This window comes from Pseudomonas luteola NBRC 103146 (assembly GCF_002091675.1).
Classification (GTDB): domain Bacteria; phylum Pseudomonadota; class Gammaproteobacteria; order Pseudomonadales; family Pseudomonadaceae; genus Chryseomonas; species Chryseomonas luteola.
Genome location: NZ_BDAE01000015.1, coordinates 85,747 through 100,213, shown reverse-complemented (window position 1 = coordinate 100,213; position 14,467 = coordinate 85,747). Strand labels below are relative to the sequence as shown.

At 53.5% G+C, this 14,467-nt stretch carries 16 protein-coding genes and 1 tRNA gene; 8 read left to right on the top strand and 9 right to left on the bottom strand.

All coding sequences use genetic code 11. The annotated features are described in order from the left end of the window. The first annotated feature begins 171 nt into the window (after positions 1 to 171). On the top strand, positions 172 to 2,607 hold the full coding sequence (locus PLU01S_RS16425) for a membrane-bound PQQ-dependent dehydrogenase, glucose/quinate/shikimate family (protein WP_074824226.1): 2,436 nt from the start codon (positions 172 to 174) through the stop codon (positions 2,605 to 2,607). 444 nt (positions 2,608 to 3,051) lie between these two features. Further along, a complete protein-coding gene (locus PLU01S_RS16420; protein WP_010794706.1) occupies positions 3,052 to 3,264 on the top strand; it encodes a cold-shock protein in 213 nt (70 codons plus the stop codon). Positions 3,265 to 3,331: 67 nt separating this feature from the next. On the opposite strand, the gene PLU01S_RS16415 is transcribed toward PLU01S_RS16420, so the two are convergent. Then, on the bottom strand, positions 3,332 to 3,562 hold the full coding sequence (locus tag PLU01S_RS16415) for a hypothetical protein (RefSeq protein ID WP_010794707.1): 231 nt from the start codon (positions 3,560 to 3,562) through the stop codon (positions 3,332 to 3,334). Between the two features lie 149 nt (positions 3,563 to 3,711). Continuing rightward, complete coding sequence (locus PLU01S_RS16410) at positions 3,712 to 4,053, bottom strand: I78 family peptidase inhibitor (RefSeq protein WP_074824223.1); 342 nt, start codon at positions 4,051 to 4,053, stop codon at positions 3,712 to 3,714. Between the two features lie 529 nt (positions 4,054 to 4,582). Here PLU01S_RS16410 and PLU01S_RS16400 point away from each other — a divergent pair. The 4 genes from PLU01S_RS16400 to PLU01S_RS16385 all read left to right on the top strand — a co-directional run bounded on the left by PLU01S_RS16400 (position 4,583) and on the right by PLU01S_RS16385 (position 6,776). After that, the gene (locus PLU01S_RS16400) at positions 4,583 to 4,819 is read left to right on the top strand and encodes a hypothetical protein (protein ID WP_074824214.1); all 237 of its coding nucleotides are present in this window, start codon (positions 4,583 to 4,585) and stop codon (positions 4,817 to 4,819) included. A 417-nt stretch (positions 4,820 to 5,236) separates the two neighbouring features. Beyond that, positions 5,237 to 5,470: a hypothetical protein gene (locus tag PLU01S_RS16395; protein ID WP_010794712.1), complete on the top strand. Its 234-nt coding sequence runs from the start codon at positions 5,237 to 5,239 to the stop codon at positions 5,468 to 5,470. Between the two features lie 133 nt (positions 5,471 to 5,603). Beyond that, positions 5,604 to 5,918: a hypothetical protein gene (locus PLU01S_RS16390; RefSeq protein ID WP_010794713.1), complete on the top strand. Its 315-nt coding sequence runs from the start codon at positions 5,604 to 5,606 to the stop codon at positions 5,916 to 5,918. A gap of 165 nt (positions 5,919 to 6,083) precedes the next feature. Next, positions 6,084 to 6,776, top strand: coding sequence for an endonuclease (locus PLU01S_RS16385; protein WP_010794714.1), 693 nt, complete (start codon positions 6,084 to 6,086; stop codon positions 6,774 to 6,776). 65 nt (positions 6,777 to 6,841) lie between these two features. Here the strand turns inward: PLU01S_RS16385 and PLU01S_RS25420 are convergent, their stop codons facing one another. The 6 genes from PLU01S_RS25420 to PLU01S_RS16355 all read right to left on the bottom strand — a co-directional run bounded on the left by PLU01S_RS25420 (position 6,842) and on the right by PLU01S_RS16355 (position 10,691). Then, positions 6,842 to 7,063 (bottom strand): hypothetical protein, encoded by a 222-nt coding sequence (locus PLU01S_RS25420; RefSeq protein WP_073450168.1) that lies wholly within the window; start codon positions 7,061 to 7,063, stop codon positions 6,842 to 6,844. A gap of 385 nt (positions 7,064 to 7,448) precedes the next feature. Next, on the bottom strand, positions 7,449 to 7,796 hold the full coding sequence (locus PLU01S_RS16380) for a hypothetical protein (RefSeq protein WP_074824211.1): 348 nt from the start codon (positions 7,794 to 7,796) through the stop codon (positions 7,449 to 7,451). Positions 7,797 to 7,960: 164 nt separating this feature from the next. After that, a tRNA-Val gene (locus PLU01S_RS16375) sits at positions 7,961 to 8,037 on the bottom strand. Positions 8,038 to 8,644: 607 nt separating this feature from the next. Further along, positions 8,645 to 9,160, bottom strand: a complete 516-nt coding sequence (locus PLU01S_RS16365) for a DUF2937 family protein (protein ID WP_074824206.1) — start codon at positions 9,158 to 9,160, stop codon at positions 8,645 to 8,647. A 43-nt stretch (positions 9,161 to 9,203) separates the two neighbouring features. Then, complete coding sequence (locus PLU01S_RS16360; RefSeq protein ID WP_074824203.1) at positions 9,204 to 9,977, bottom strand: class II glutamine amidotransferase; 774 nt, start codon at positions 9,975 to 9,977, stop codon at positions 9,204 to 9,206. Between the two features lie 246 nt (positions 9,978 to 10,223). Further along, positions 10,224 to 10,691 (bottom strand): hypothetical protein, encoded by a 468-nt coding sequence (locus PLU01S_RS16355; protein WP_026004109.1) that lies wholly within the window; start codon positions 10,689 to 10,691, stop codon positions 10,224 to 10,226. A 130-nt stretch (positions 10,692 to 10,821) separates the two neighbouring features. Here PLU01S_RS16355 and PLU01S_RS16350 point away from each other — a divergent pair, with 130 nt between their 5' ends. Together PLU01S_RS16350 and PLU01S_RS16345 are read left to right on the top strand one after the other, a co-directional pair. Beyond that, a complete protein-coding gene (locus PLU01S_RS16350) occupies positions 10,822 to 12,843 on the top strand; it encodes a S9 family peptidase (RefSeq protein WP_074824201.1) in 2,022 nt (673 codons plus the stop codon). A gap of 135 nt (positions 12,844 to 12,978) precedes the next feature. Beyond that, a complete protein-coding gene (locus PLU01S_RS16345; RefSeq protein ID WP_074824199.1) occupies positions 12,979 to 13,737 on the top strand; it encodes an SRPBCC family protein in 759 nt (252 codons plus the stop codon). 1 nt (position 13,738) lies between these two features. Here the strand turns inward: PLU01S_RS16345 and PLU01S_RS16340 are convergent, their stop codons facing one another. After that, positions 13,739 to 14,188 carry a YcgN family cysteine cluster protein gene (locus PLU01S_RS16340; RefSeq protein ID WP_010794722.1) on the bottom strand — a complete coding sequence of 150 codons (450 nt, stop codon included), beginning with the start codon at positions 14,186 to 14,188 and terminating at the stop codon, positions 13,739 to 13,741. Positions 14,189 to 14,467 lie beyond the last annotated feature (279 nt).

The window sequence follows — 14,467 nt, the reverse complement described above, 5'->3', positions numbered from 1 at the left end:
CCTTTGCACAAATCCACAAAACACCTTTGCCTAACTTGAATATGCGCAGAGGGTGACAGACGGTATAAGATTGCTGTTATAAGAATTCCAACATCCTTCACCGTGCAACTCCCGGATGGCCCTTGTGGTCCAGTCCGGTGAATCCTATTTTAAGAATTTGGTATTGCCTTCATGAACGAAACGACTGGACCGTTTGCAAAAACGCGTCTTTTTTCTACGTTAGTCGGCATCGTCCTTGTGTTGATTGGTCTCGCCATGCTTGTAGGTGGCGTCAAACTGATCACTGTAGGAGGATCCTTCTATTACGCCCTCGCGGGTGCCGGTATTTTCATCACTGGTATCCTTCTCGTGCTTGCCCATCGTGCAGCACTCCCATTGTTTGCGCTCGTTCTGTTTGCCTCAACGCTGTGGGCGCTGTACGAAGTCGGTCTGGACTGGTGGCAACTGGTTCCACGTCTGGCACTGTGGTTTGTAGTAGGCATCGTTCTGCTTTTGCCATGGATACGTCGCCCCATGGCACGTAAGGCGGGTGTCAGCTCAGTAGGCGCCATGCCACTGACCGGCGCGGTCGTTCTGGCCGGTGCTGCTGCAGTCGCCAGTCAATTCACCAATCCACATAACATTGAGGGCAGTCTGGATCGTGCCAGTGCAGGTACAGTGAACGCTGCCCCCACCATGCCCGATGGCGATTGGCAGTCGTATGGGCGTACGTCATTTGGCGACAAATATTCCCCGCTGAATCAGATCACCCCGGAAAACGTGAATCAGCTGGAAGTCGCCTGGACCTATCGTACCGGCGACATTCCCGGGCCGAACGATCCGCAGGAAACCACGGCTGAAAATACGCCCCTCAAGGTCAATGGAAAGCTGTACGTCTGTACGCCGCACAGCCAGGTCATTGCCCTGGACCCCGACTCCGGCAAGGAGCTATGGCGCTTTGATCCCAAGCTGAGCACTCAGAGTGCCGACAGCTTCAAGGGCTGGGCACACATGACCTGCCGTGGCGTGGCCTACCATGATGATGCCCCCTATGCACAGGCGGATGCTCAGGACAATGCGCAGGCAGCGTCTGCCCCAGCAGAGGCTACACCGGTCAGCAACTCCTGCCCTCGCCGTCTGTTCCTGCCCACCGCCGATACTCGCCTGATCGCCATAAATGCCGACACTGGCAAAATGTGCGAAGACTTTGGCGGCAAAGGCTCCATCAACCTGGGCGCCAACATCGGCGGCTTCACTGCTGGTGGCTACTACTCCACCTCGCCGCCGTCAGTTACCCGTGACCTGGTCATCATTGGTGGCCATGTAACGGATAACGCCTCTACTGACGAGCCTTCCGGCGTTATTCGTGCCTATGACGTGCACGACGGCCACCTCGTCTGGAATTGGGACAGTGGCAACCCTGAAGCTACCGAGCCGATTCAGCCAGGCCAGACCTACACCCGCAACTCTGCGAACGTATGGTCCGTCATGTCAGTGGACGAAAAGCTGGGCCTGATCTACCTGCCAATGGGTAACCAAACGCCGGATCAGTACGGTGGCATGCGTACGCCAGAAGCCGAGAAATACAGCGCCGGCGTTGTCGCTCTGGATGTCAATACGGGTAAGGTACGCTGGAATTACCAGTTCACTCACCATGACCTATGGGACATGGACGTAGGTGGGCAGCCCACGCTGATGGATATCAAGACGGCTGACGGCATCAAGCCAGGCCTGATTGCATCCACCAAGCAAGGCAGCCTCTATGTGCTGGATCGCACCAATGGTCAGCCCATCGTTCCCATACACGAGACACCCGTTCCGCAGGGCGCAGTGGAAGGCGATCATACCTCCCCCACGCAGCCAATGTCCGAACTCAACATGATGCCGCAGACACTCAAGGAAGCGGACATGTGGGGTGTGACACCTCTGGATCAGATGCTGTGCCGTATCACGTTCAAATCGCATCGCTATGAAGGCATCTACACGCCGCCTTCCCTGCAGGGTTCGATCGTTTATCCGGGCAACTTCGGTGTATTCGACTGGGGTGGCGTCGCCGTGGATCCTATCCGTCAGGTGATGTTCCTTTCGCCTAGCTACATGGCCTTTACATCCAAGCTTGTCGCACGCGAGGATGTCGAGGGTGGTCCGGCTCGCAAAAGCGAGACAGAGGGCGTTCAGCCAAACAAAGGCGCACCGTATGGTGTGATCATGGGTGCACTGCTGTCTCCGATGGGCCTGCCTTGCCAGTCACCGCCATGGGGTTATGTGGCTGCTGTCGACATGACCACTAATCAAGTCATCTGGAAGCACAAGAACGGCACTGTTCGTGACAGTGCGCCTGTTCCAATGCCGCTCCCCATGGGTGTTCCAGCATTGGGTGGGGCTTTCATGACATCCAGCGGCTTGGCCTTCCTGAGCGGTACGCTAGACCAATACCTGCGTGCCTACGATGTTCGTAACGGTAAGCAGCTGTGGGAAGGTCGCCTGCCAGCAGGTGGCCAGACAACTCCCATGACCTACACCGGCAAGGATGGACGTCAGTACATCCTGGTTTATGCGGGTGGGCATGGCTCTTTGGGCACTCGTCAGGGCGACTATGTAATCGCCTTTGCACTGCCTCAGAAGTAAAAAGCTGATAGCAGGCGGGGCTTATCTGAGCCCCGCCTGCCTTCACCCTTCAAGCTGACATCTCTTCAAATTGCCCCGCCTTACGCCCTTCTCTCCCAACTGTCGTTTCGCTGTACCAGACGTCACATTTTCAAAAAAAATAGATCAATGTACTTTTCTTTGAATTTTTAGCCATTTCAAGGAAATAAATACGTTTTTTAGTGGTCTATATCGCTGACCGGACAGCCTGCAATCATGGGTTTGATCATTAGATGAACTTTTGGTCTTTTCAAATGCTCATATATGATCGTAATATGATCCTGCTGTGCCCGTGCATTACTGTGAATCGCAACATGGTGTTTAGATACAGATCCAACATCGTTACGACTCCGTTACACTCAGTGCTCAGTCTCGGTCAAGACTTCCCTTTACCGAAACTTAATTTTTGAAAAGGTAAAAAACACCATGGCTAATCGCGAAACCGGTACTGTTAAGTGGTTCAACGATGAGAAAGGTTTTGGCTTCATCACCCCGTCCTCCGGCGGTGCTGATCTGTTCGTTCACTTCCGCCAGATCAAGGCTGCCGGCTTCAAGAGCCTGAAAGAAGGTCAGGCTGTATCTTTCGTGGCTGCCAAAGGCCAGAAAGGTATGGAAGCACAAGAGGTTGAAGTGGTTTAATCCACTTCCCTTGAAAAAGCCCCGTCCATGACGGGGCTTTTTTTATGCCTGAATCAAATGCAAAGGCTTAGTCAAACAGGGGTTGGCTATCTGCGCTAATACCTGTCATTTTCTGCAGAATCTCATCCGCCGCACGCTCGGCCTCCATAAGGTCCGTAAAGGTACGGTCTGTCGCTACTCGGTGCAGAGCTTCCTCTTCCTTTCCATGCCCTTGTATGGCAATAAAGGCTTCGATGCCTGTTTCGCTTTCTACCGCACTTGCCCAGGCGCGGTGATCGCCAAAGATTCGCAATCCCATTAATCTCTCCTCTCGTCTAATCCGTGTTCATAAGATAGACACAGGCCAAAGCCATCCTATCCACAACGAGAGTAGATTGATCGATTCAGAGTAGACTCAGGCAGACCAACCTGATCAGAGGCATCAGTGTTGACCCGCCCTCGGATGTATCAGCCACAACGAGCCGTCTTGATCACAAGCGCCTCATCAGTGGTAACCGTCAGGCGCTCAGAGTTGAAATCCATCGTCATGGCATCATCCGGACGCACAAGACGTGTAATCCTTGCACCAGAACGCTCTTGAAGCTGCTTGAAGAGTTCAGGAGTAGCCGTCTTACCTACCGCATATTGTGCAGCATCGGAATTACAACCACTTCCAAGTGAGGATGATGATGCAGTTGCATCACTGCTTCGGGTACGTTCGTTACTGCCAGACTCTGGAGAGCTGCTACAGGCACTTACAAGAACCAAGGAAGAAATTAACGCTGCCAGGGAACTCAACTTCCAAGTCATTACACTGCCTTATCGTTTACATAAAGCTCTACCATACGGACTCGAAGCACCCGGCAACAAGGCCTACTTTGTAAATATGGCTTACCGTCTTCAAGAGGGAGCGTGCGTGCTCCACCGTACCAGAAAGAAACCGACCAGTAGCAAGAAGCCAACAACCAAGGTATTAAGCTCGAAAAAACTTTGAATACCTAGACGGGAAGCAATGCGGCGAGCTATGAAATAGCGCCACGTCATTTGAGGGCCAAAGATGGCCATCAGAAGACAGACAAAGAGAATCCCTTGAACTACCCATCGGCATGTATACATGCAGCATTAAACCCTCTCCTAAATTAGGGCGAGATTTTCAGTGCGCCTATCAATGCTCACAATTCACATCAGTCGAAAGTGTGACGTATTTACCTTAGCAAAATGCAAAACCCATGCGTTTACGCCTGGAAGCCATTCAGGCTGCCTTTGTAAGGAATGAATTCATTATTAGCCCGTCAAAAGAGATGGCTTCATCGAATTACACCATTAAGGGAGTACGATCATGAGCAATGCAGGCAACCTGGTTATTACCTATGAAGAGGCAGGAGAACCAAGAGAACTGGCAATAGCCGACGCGCCGGCTGATGTCGATGAAGGCACTGTCCTTTTGTACGTACTGAAACAGCATGGAGGCGAGAGTCTGGAACTGGATTTCCCCCCCTATAGTGACGAACTCAACAAGCGTCGTCTGCGTGCACAAAAGCTCAACCTGCTTAACATCGACTGGTCTTATCGCTAGGCATCCGCCTGCCCTGCTAGATGGGCCTTGCTACGCTTGACAGCCTGTCCTGCTTTTTCGAATCATGCACGACTCATTTATAAATCAGTTCGTTATAAATGAGTCGGCAACGTCTGGTTATTTGTTCTCTGCGTCCTCATCAGACTCCAGAGGAACAGGAGCCTCTTTAGGGTTAGGCTGAATCTCAGGGTCAACGTCGATCTGGTCAGGATTTATATGATCAGTTTCAGGCATGTTGGCATCTCCAAGAAGTAAGCAGCAATATTTTGGGCATTCATACCGGGTATTGGTTCTTACCTTTCTCTGCCCTTAAGCGCGTTATAATGAGAATAGAGGCAAGCCAATACGCATCGAGTCATGTCTTTCGTATCGCCTACTGCCTGATCAGCATTCATTCGCTTTACCTAGAGAGTCCATATGTTACGCACAGTATTGTTTTTGGCGTTGACTGCATTCATCGCCTGCGCCTTTGGGATGTTACTTCTGGGTAATGCCTACTGGTTTACAACAGGCGGCTGTCCTTCGCATGGCGGTGTTGCTGAAATATGTGATCAAACCAAAGCCAGAATTCAGCTGGGCTTCGGTATTGCAACGATGATTGTGGCTACTATCGCCATGATTGTCTGCATCGTTAGAGACACCCGAAAATAGAGATTCTTAACGTCTTCAACCTGCAAAATAGATATCTTTAACAATTAAAGGCTCAAACAGTGCTCCCTATCGAACTACTGTATAAACTTAATGTCAGTGTGCCATCCTAAATAGTCGTTCTAAGCATACTGACATGCAACCCTCTCGCTACGATGCTGCCCGCTCCAGAATACAAGCTGCCCTGGCACCCTTGGAATGCCATTTCACCAACCGTGATTCTCGCGGTACCTTTGCCTTTAAAGCGATAGATCCTCAGGGAGTTATCCACTTTGAATCCGGACGTATCCGTACCGCGATCTACTGCAATCCTACTTCCCTACACCACCTTCTGGTCGCCGCCCGTAAAAAACTGCTGGCTCAAAACATTGAGCTAGAATCCTGGGACGAGCGCCTTACTCTTGAGATGATTGGGCAGTGGGAAAAGGCAGCTAAGCGTACACGGCGCTAATCCTGTCGCTAGCGGGTTACATGACAGTAAGTCGCTAGCAATTACCTCTCCGCCAAACAGCTGTTTATCCATACAGTGAACCATTTCTCATTTTAGTCCTACTGCCTTCCTCAAACCCAACGCTGCCCGTTACCATCCGCGCCGATTTACTTATCGAGCACGGTCATGTTTCGTATTTTTTCTCTGATTTCTTTCTTCTTTTTTATCATTCCGGCTCATGCAGAAGCGCCTCGCACGTTTCGTGAAGCCAAAGTGATAGGCGCTAAAGTCTACAAGCAGCAACCTGTAGATTTTTATTGCGGCTGCCACTACTCCGGCAAGACGGTGGACCTGAAAAGCTGTGGCTATGTGCCCCGCAAAAATGCGACCAGAGCCTCTCGCATCGAATGGGAGCACATCGTGCCTGCCTGGGTTATCGGCCATCAGCGCCAGTGCTGGCAAAAAGGAGGAAGAAAAAACTGCACCTCAAGCGATCCGGTTTATCAGAAAGCCGAAGCTGATTTGTTCAACTTGGTACCGGTCATCGGTGAAGTGAATGGCGACCGCAGCAATTTTTCGTTCGGCTGGCTGCCACAGAAACCGACCCAGTATGGAGCCTGCCAAATGGTGGTCGACTTCAAGGCCAAAAAAGCCATGCCCCGCCCAGAAATCCGCGGCATGATTGCGCGCACCTACCTGTACATGAGCGAACGGTATGACTTGCGCTTATCCAAGCAGGACCAACAGCTGTATTCAGCCTGGAACAAGCAGTACCCGGCTGAGCGGTGGGAGCGCCAACGAAACCAGCGCTTGGCGTGCATTATGGGTCACGGCAATAAATACGTTGGAAATGTCGATCTCAAGGCCTGTCGTACCTAAGATCGCTAGTCATCCTGTAGCGCTGACTGCTAACCAACGCTACAGGACAGGCGACTTGAAAGAGTTCAGGCAGGTGGGGAAGAGGAAAGAATCTGAATAGTCATTGCTACCAGAAGTGTTACAAGACCAAACAGAAGCAGTACGACCCGCCCCCACCATGTATGGTTATTTTTGACACCCACGATCAGCGCTATTCCCAGAATAGCCAGCGTAGCCGGCAGGTAACGAACCGCCCAGAGCATTACCCAAAAAATCCTTTCCCACACGTGGATCAACACGTCCTGCATTCCTACTTCCCGCGAAGAGTTATTGTCAGGCTTTCATTTTACAGACCGGACACTCATGCACCCGGCCTGAACGCCTACCGATGCCGCGACCATTCATCTGCCATTGCAGCCGCCCTTACCTGCCCACTTCAAGTTTCGCCTGTTACGCCGATATGTCATGTAGCTCAGGCATCTTTCCGGCCTTAATGCCCCACTCATCACATAGCGAATTCATACAGGTAGTCACTCGCGATGATCAGTAAAAAGCCCTTCACGCCCACCGAAAAATTTCTCTACGTTTCCGTCCCGGTCGTTTGGGTCATTTTATTCGGCGCACTTTTCTCATACCTCTAGATGACTGAGAGCGTGCTCTCGAAACAACCTAAAGGGCACGCTGCTTAACCCGTTAGTCAATGCAATACTTAACCGCCTCGCGAACATCGCTGGGCCGAAGAGGATTGTTAGCCATGCGTTCGTGCAGTGTGATGTGACTGCCACGAGAGCTGTCGTCTACATGGATAACCGCAGCAGGAATAGAAGAAACCTTGGATGGCACAATAATTCTTTGCTCGCTAGCTGTTCCTGCCAGCGTTACAGGCGCTCGACTTTTAGCCAGTCGATCAACCAGGCATTGGGTATAGGCCTGAACGTCCTTACCTGATCTGACATCCATTGAAGGCGGACTTTGCTCCAGATCTTTTACGCTTGCACACCCGGCGAGTAGAAGCACGGCTCCTACACAAAACCATTTCATTACCCACTCCTGGCACCGTGACTCGTCAGTCAGAAGACCTGACGTTATACGTCAATTTGAGAACATTATTGAGCTGTGTTTGAGACGAAATGTTTTAACGACCCAAACAAAAAAGCCGATCCTTTCGGATCGGCTTCTTGCCCCGCCAGCAGTGCGGGAATATTTGGTAGGCACGATTGGACTCGAACCAACGACCCCCACCATGTCAAGGTGGTGCTCTAACCAGCTGAGCTACGTGCCTGCTGTGGGTGCGCATTTTACGGAATCAGACTGGGTCGTCAAGCCTTTTTTCTTCTAAATCACTGAAAAGACGAAAATTTATTTGCATAGCCTGAAATCCGGTAATTCCCTAGTGAGAGAACTGAACCTTAAATGGCTTGGCAACCGGATAAGCTAGATCTTCTCCCTTGCATACCGACAACCTCCGCTCAAACAGCCCCCCTCAGCCAACTTGATGACTACAGTAACTTTCGCCTACGGAGAAACCTGTTGCCTCGGCCAGAGGCCGCGCAAGTCTGCCATTCCACCATACCCCTGGGACGATGGCTTATCACCTCGCGCCCTGCCTTGCGCCCTTTTTCAGCGACTCGCTCAATCGACAGCGGACTTGTATCTTTCAAAGCCACTACCGGCTCATCTATGCACCTGACCAACGCATACAAAGCACCTGTGCCGTATCGGTCAAGAAGATGCTCGGCAGTGATACGGATATGGATCAGCGTCATGGTTATCACGAAGCGTGCTGAAATCAGGCCCACTAAAGCAGGCGACTGCCGGTCGATAGAGGCAGTTGTCCACATTGCAGGCTGAGCGACACAAAAAAGGCCGGAATTTTCCGGCCTTTCAATTTAGACGAGACGTCGGGCTGGCCTACGCCGCGGCATGATAAGTACAGCCAATGCCAAGGCGATGGCCTCGATGATCCAGGACAGTAAAAAGGCACAGGCCAGCCCCCAACCGATACATTCAGGCGTCAGGACAACCTGATAACGGTAGCCTTGCCACGTCTCTTCAAGTATTGCTGGGTTAGCCTTGGTAAAGACATGCCAGGCGCGCTCATACCAGCGGCCCTGCAATGTCTGCCATTGCGAATCGAGCATTTGCTCACGGCGCATCAGCATGCCAAGGCTATCGGCATCGCTCTGGAAGACCGGATCATCACTGGCACGATAATGGGCTACCAGACGATCCATATCACCGCCAAAAAACTCGCCTGCCGTTTTGCGATACCCTTCCAATGCCTGATGGGCTTCAAGGCGATGGGCCTCGATACGCTGGCTGTAATCAGTGATAAACCCTGGTATCTGCACACCAACCAGAAGGCCTAGCGCAAACAGGATTAGCCGGATGTAACTACGCAGCATTGTAACTCCTTGCGTATTGAATGGCAGGCTTCGCTACAACCGCTTAGACCCGCCCCTGGGTGACGATTTCGCCATCCCACCATAATTTCCACTCACCAGGCTGATGAAGCGCCCAGGTTTCGTTGGCCGTCAAAGGCTCTGTCGCAATCACTGTAACCACATCATCAGGCGTTGTTTCAGCCTTGAAATCTACCGTCAGGTCGGCGTCCTTCAAGTGCGCCGGACCAAACGGGGCCCGTCGCGTAATGTGGGCCAACTTGGTCGAACAAAACGTGAACAGCCAGTCACCGTCACTCAGTAGACAGTTGAACACACCAAAGCGGCGAAAGTGATCGCAAGTTCCGACCAGAACAGGCAGGAGCATTTCGACAGGCACCGGATCGGGAAAACGCCGCCTGACCTCATTAAGCAGATGACAGAATGCCGCCTCACTGTCCGTGTCCCCTACTGGCTGGAACAGACCGGGATCTGGTGCGAACTCGTTGAGTTGGCCATTATGGGCAAAACACCAGTAGCGCCCTCCCAGCTCCCGAACGAAAGGGTGTGTATTGGCAAGGTTTACCGAGCCGACATTAGCGTGGCGAATATGCGCGATAACCGTGCGACTCTTGAGCGGATAGCCCTGGATCATGCGAGCCACTTCAGAATCCGCTCCCGGCATGGAATCCTTGAACATGTGCAGTCCGCGTCCTTCGTACAGCGCCACGCCCCAGCCGTCCCGGTGGGGACCGGTACGTCCTCCTCGCTGCATCAGCCCCGTCAGGCTGAAGGTGATATCGGTAGGAACATTGGCACTCATGCCCAACAATTCACACATATCCAGACCTCATTCGATACGGCACGAGAGATGCTCTAATAGCAGGCCCTCTGCCAGACAATGAGTATGTCCAAGAAACAGTTTTGAATCAGCTGTTTGACGACGATACGGCAATAAAACGGCTACCTGACGGTACTCCCGGCGGCTTCCTATCATTCACTTGTCATATGAACATACATAGAGATGGACCCAGCCAGACGGAGAACATTCGCCCCAGCCTGCAAACAGACAAGGGCGGCGTGATAGCTACAGGCGCGGCTCGATGCGCGTACGACGCTCTGGGACTCGTGATGGTGGGGATGATGGCGAGGGGTTGTTCGCTGCCGTGGGAGCAGGCTGGTCGGCAGGCGGTGGTGTCTGGTTGGCAGCCTCATCATTGCGTCGGGAGCGTTGAAACAGCCAGCGGATCAGCGCGAAGATGAAGTATGCCGCGAATGCGATACACCCATACAACGCCATTTCCGCCACAGCCCGCCAGGCGCTGTTTCCTACATGGAAGCCGAGATCCATGACGACAATGGCGCTGGAGGGTGCGTAAAAGCTGTGCTCAGGGTCTGCTATCGTCGGAGAGAACAGTATCAGGGCAACAATCAAACGGATGGGCTCTCGCAGCCAACGCCACATCCAGCCGGTCGCTTTGAAACACACCCATAGACAGCCTAGTGCGGCAACACCATAGACAGCCCAGGCAATCAGGTAATCGTGCTCAGTCATTTCAATACATGGCGGGTCTATAAAAAGGATGCCTATGATAGCGACTTTTGCACGGTTGGGCGCCCCTACTCGAGCCCTGCCCATGCACAGGCACCTCAAAACCGGTCCACCGACACCTAAGGAGTCACCCATGACACAACCTCCTCTCGCTCAACGTACGCACGGCGCAGATCCCTACGTTTGGCTGGAGAAACGCGATGATCCTGAAGTGCTGGCCTATCTGAAAGCTGAAAATGCTTATCTGGACGAGGTATTGCAGCCGGAAGCCGCGCTGCGTGAGACACTTTTCCAGGAGATCAAGGGACGCATCCGGGAGACGGACCTGTCACTGCCGGTACCGTACAAAGATTATCTCTACTACCACCGAACCCGCGCCGGTGATGAATATGCGCGCCATTACCGCTGCCCTCGCCCCCAGGACGGCTCGCTGACCATTGATAAGTCCCAGGAGGAATTGCTACTCGACGCCAATGAACTGGCCGGTGGCGGATTTCTGTCAATTGGCCGTTTCACGCTCAGCCCTGATCAGACCAAGCTGGGTTACAGCCTGGACCAGACCGGTGACGAAACCTATCGTCTGTTTATAAAAGACTTGGCATCAGGAGATTTGACCGAACTTCCTTTCAATGACTGCGATGGCAGCATGACCTGGGCTGGCGATAGCCAAACCCTGTTTTTCGGAGAGCGTGACGAGGCTCATCGCCCTCACAAGCTCTATCGCTATCGCCTGGGTGACCAAGAGGCGCAAATGGTCTTCCACGAGACGGATGGCCGCTTCTTTATTGGATGCTACCGCTCAAGCTCCGAGCGCAAGCTGATTCTCCTTTCCCACAGCAAGACCACCAGTGAAGCCTGGGTCATGGACGCGGACCGGCCAAGCGAGGCTTTCGTCTGTGTAGCCCCTCGTCAGGAAGGTCATGAGTACTTCCCTGATCATGGAGCTGATGGCTGGATGATTCGAAGCAATCAGGCAGGTATCAACTATGCCCTGTATCAAGCGCCAGATGACATGCCCAGCCGTGAGCACTGGGAGCTGCTGGTTCCACATGATCCCGAGCGCATGCTTGAAGAGGTAAACCTCAATGCCAACGGCTATATCCTGAATCTGCGCGAGTCAGGCCTGCCGGTGCTCGAGGTACGCCCCAAAAACGCACCTGCCTATCGGGTACAGTTACCTGACGAGATTTACAACCTTGGGATGATCGACGTGCTGGAGTTTGACAGCCCGGTCATGCGTTTGCGTTATGAGTCACTCAATCGCCCTGCACAGGTACGCCAACTGGACCTTGCCACCGGCGAACAACAGGTCTTGAAGGAAGTCCCGGTAGAGGGGCCGTTCAATGCCGACGACTATGTCAGTCGACGTTTGTGGGCTACGGCGCCAGATGGCACGCAGATCCCGGTCAGCCTGGTCATGCGCAAGGATCGGATGGGCCAGCCTACCCCGCTGTACCTGTACGGTTATGGCGCCTATGGTCACAGCCTCGACCCTTGGTTCTCCCATGCACGCTTGAGTCTGCTGGACCGTGGCTTCACCTTTGCCATCGCACATGTGCGAGGCGGTGGCGAATTGGGTGAAGCCTGGTATCAGGCGGGCAAGCTGGAAAACAAGCAGAACACGTTTGATGACTTTATTGCCTGCGCCGAACACTTGATCGATCAAGGGCACACCACCGCCTCGCAGTTATGCATCAGTGGCGGCAGTGCTGGCGGCCTATTGATTGGTGCTGTGCTCAATCAGCGGCCTGATCTGTTTGCAGCGGCCATTGCAGAAGTCCCGTTCGTGGATGTGCTCAATACGATGCTCAAGCCCGACCTTCCCCTGACCGTCACCGAGTACGATGAATGGGGCAATCCAGGTGAGGCCGATGTATACGCCCGCATCGCTGCGTATGCGCCTTACGAAAATGTAAAGGCCCAGGCTTATCCGGCCTTGCTGGCCGTAGCAGGCTATCACGACACTCGCGTGCAGTACTGGGAAGCGGCCAAATGGGTAGCCAAACTCAGAGCCACGCGCACGAATGATGCCTTGCTGCTACTCAAGACCGAGTTTGGCGCAGGTCACGGCGGCATGAGCGGCCGTTATCAGGCGCTACGTGACGTAGCACTTGAGTACGCTTTCCTGCTCAAGGTTCTTGGACTGAGTCACTGATACGCTTCCGGCAGGCAGAGCATCAGACCCTGCCTGCCGGAAACGCTCCGATCTGTTAACCAGCTATCGATCCCACCGGAACAGCTTTGCCTTGGCGCGGTCTTTTTGTAATTGCCTGTCATCAAGGAGCTTGCCATGTTGGGCCGCCGTGCTACCCGGAACAGCCATCTTTCAGACCGCGTGCAAAATGTGGGGGGACTTGAGCGTGTTGCCTCCCTGACAGGGGGTGGCCTGCTATTGATCAAGGGACTACGACAGGGCGGCCTGCTCGGGGTTGCCAGGATGGCGGTCGGGGCGTTGGCGCTTTACCGAGGTTATTCAGGGCATTGTGCTGCCAAACAAGCGTTGAGCCATAGTGAGTTTGAACGCCAGCTGATGCGCGACTATCACTGGAAAAATGCCAAGACCGAGTCTTGCTGCGTGGTTATCAATCGACCCAAGGACGAGCTCTATCGGTTTTGGCGCGACTTCAAGAACCTGCCTGCATTCATGGAGCTGATCCAGCGCATCGACATCCTGGACGACAAACGCTCTCACTGGGTGATTCAAGGCCCAACCGGCCCGCTGGAGTGGGATTCAGTCATCACGGAGGACGAGCCTGGCAACTTGATTGGATGGCGCTCCATCGCCGGCGGCGATCTCAATACGATGGGCTGGGTAGCCTTCAATGAGCGTCCTGATGGTAGTACCGAAGTCGAAACCCTGATTGCCTATGATCCGCCAGGCGGCGTACTGGGGCACAGCCTCGCCAAGATCATGAAACGCGATCCGGCGTCACAGGCTTCCCGAGACCTGACTCATTTGAAACGCTTGATGGAAAGTGCGGCCAGCGCCACGCAGACGGTAACCGTTACCGGAAACGCATCGCTGACCGATCCGTCCCCAGTGGGCTGACTCAGCCCGCCCGAAAGATCATATAGTCTTCCCAGTCCTCTTCCGCTACCTGGGTTTCACTCAGCATGCGGCCCGACTGGGAGATTCCGGCATCATGTACGGCGCTTTCGTCTCCCGAGACCAAGGGATGCCAGAGCGGCAGGTCCTTGCCTTCTGACACCAGGCGATAGCCACAGGTGGGCGGCAGCCACTTGAATTCATCAGCCTGTCCTGGGGTGAGCTGAATACAATCAGCCACAAACTGCTTCCGTTCGGCGTAGCGGGTGCACTTGCAGGTTTTCAGATCCAGTAATTTGCAGGCGATACGCGTGTAATACACGCTGCCATCGTCCTCATCCTCCAGCTTTTGCAGACAGCACAAGCCACAGCCGTCGCATAAGGACTCCCACTCCCCCTGGTCGAGCTGGTCTAGGGTCTTGCGTTTCCAGAAAGGTCGAGTGATATCAGCCATGAACGTAGTCGGTTGCGAAAAGCGCGCAGTCTAGTCCTCATGCACGAATCGGCCAAGCACCGCTCGTGCAGCTTGTCGCCGCAGCCTTCTGGAGGTTAACGTTACAGGGCTTCTCCAGATGCGCAGCTCATGGGCCTGCCTGAGCGTAAAATGTGACGAACCCATGCGCAGGCGAAACAGCATCCGCGGCCAGAATGGCTGAAGTCAGGATGATGGCTTCTGCATGGCGTGCTTCATATCATTTCCTTCAGGCCGAACCAGGGCGACGCGTAACACTTT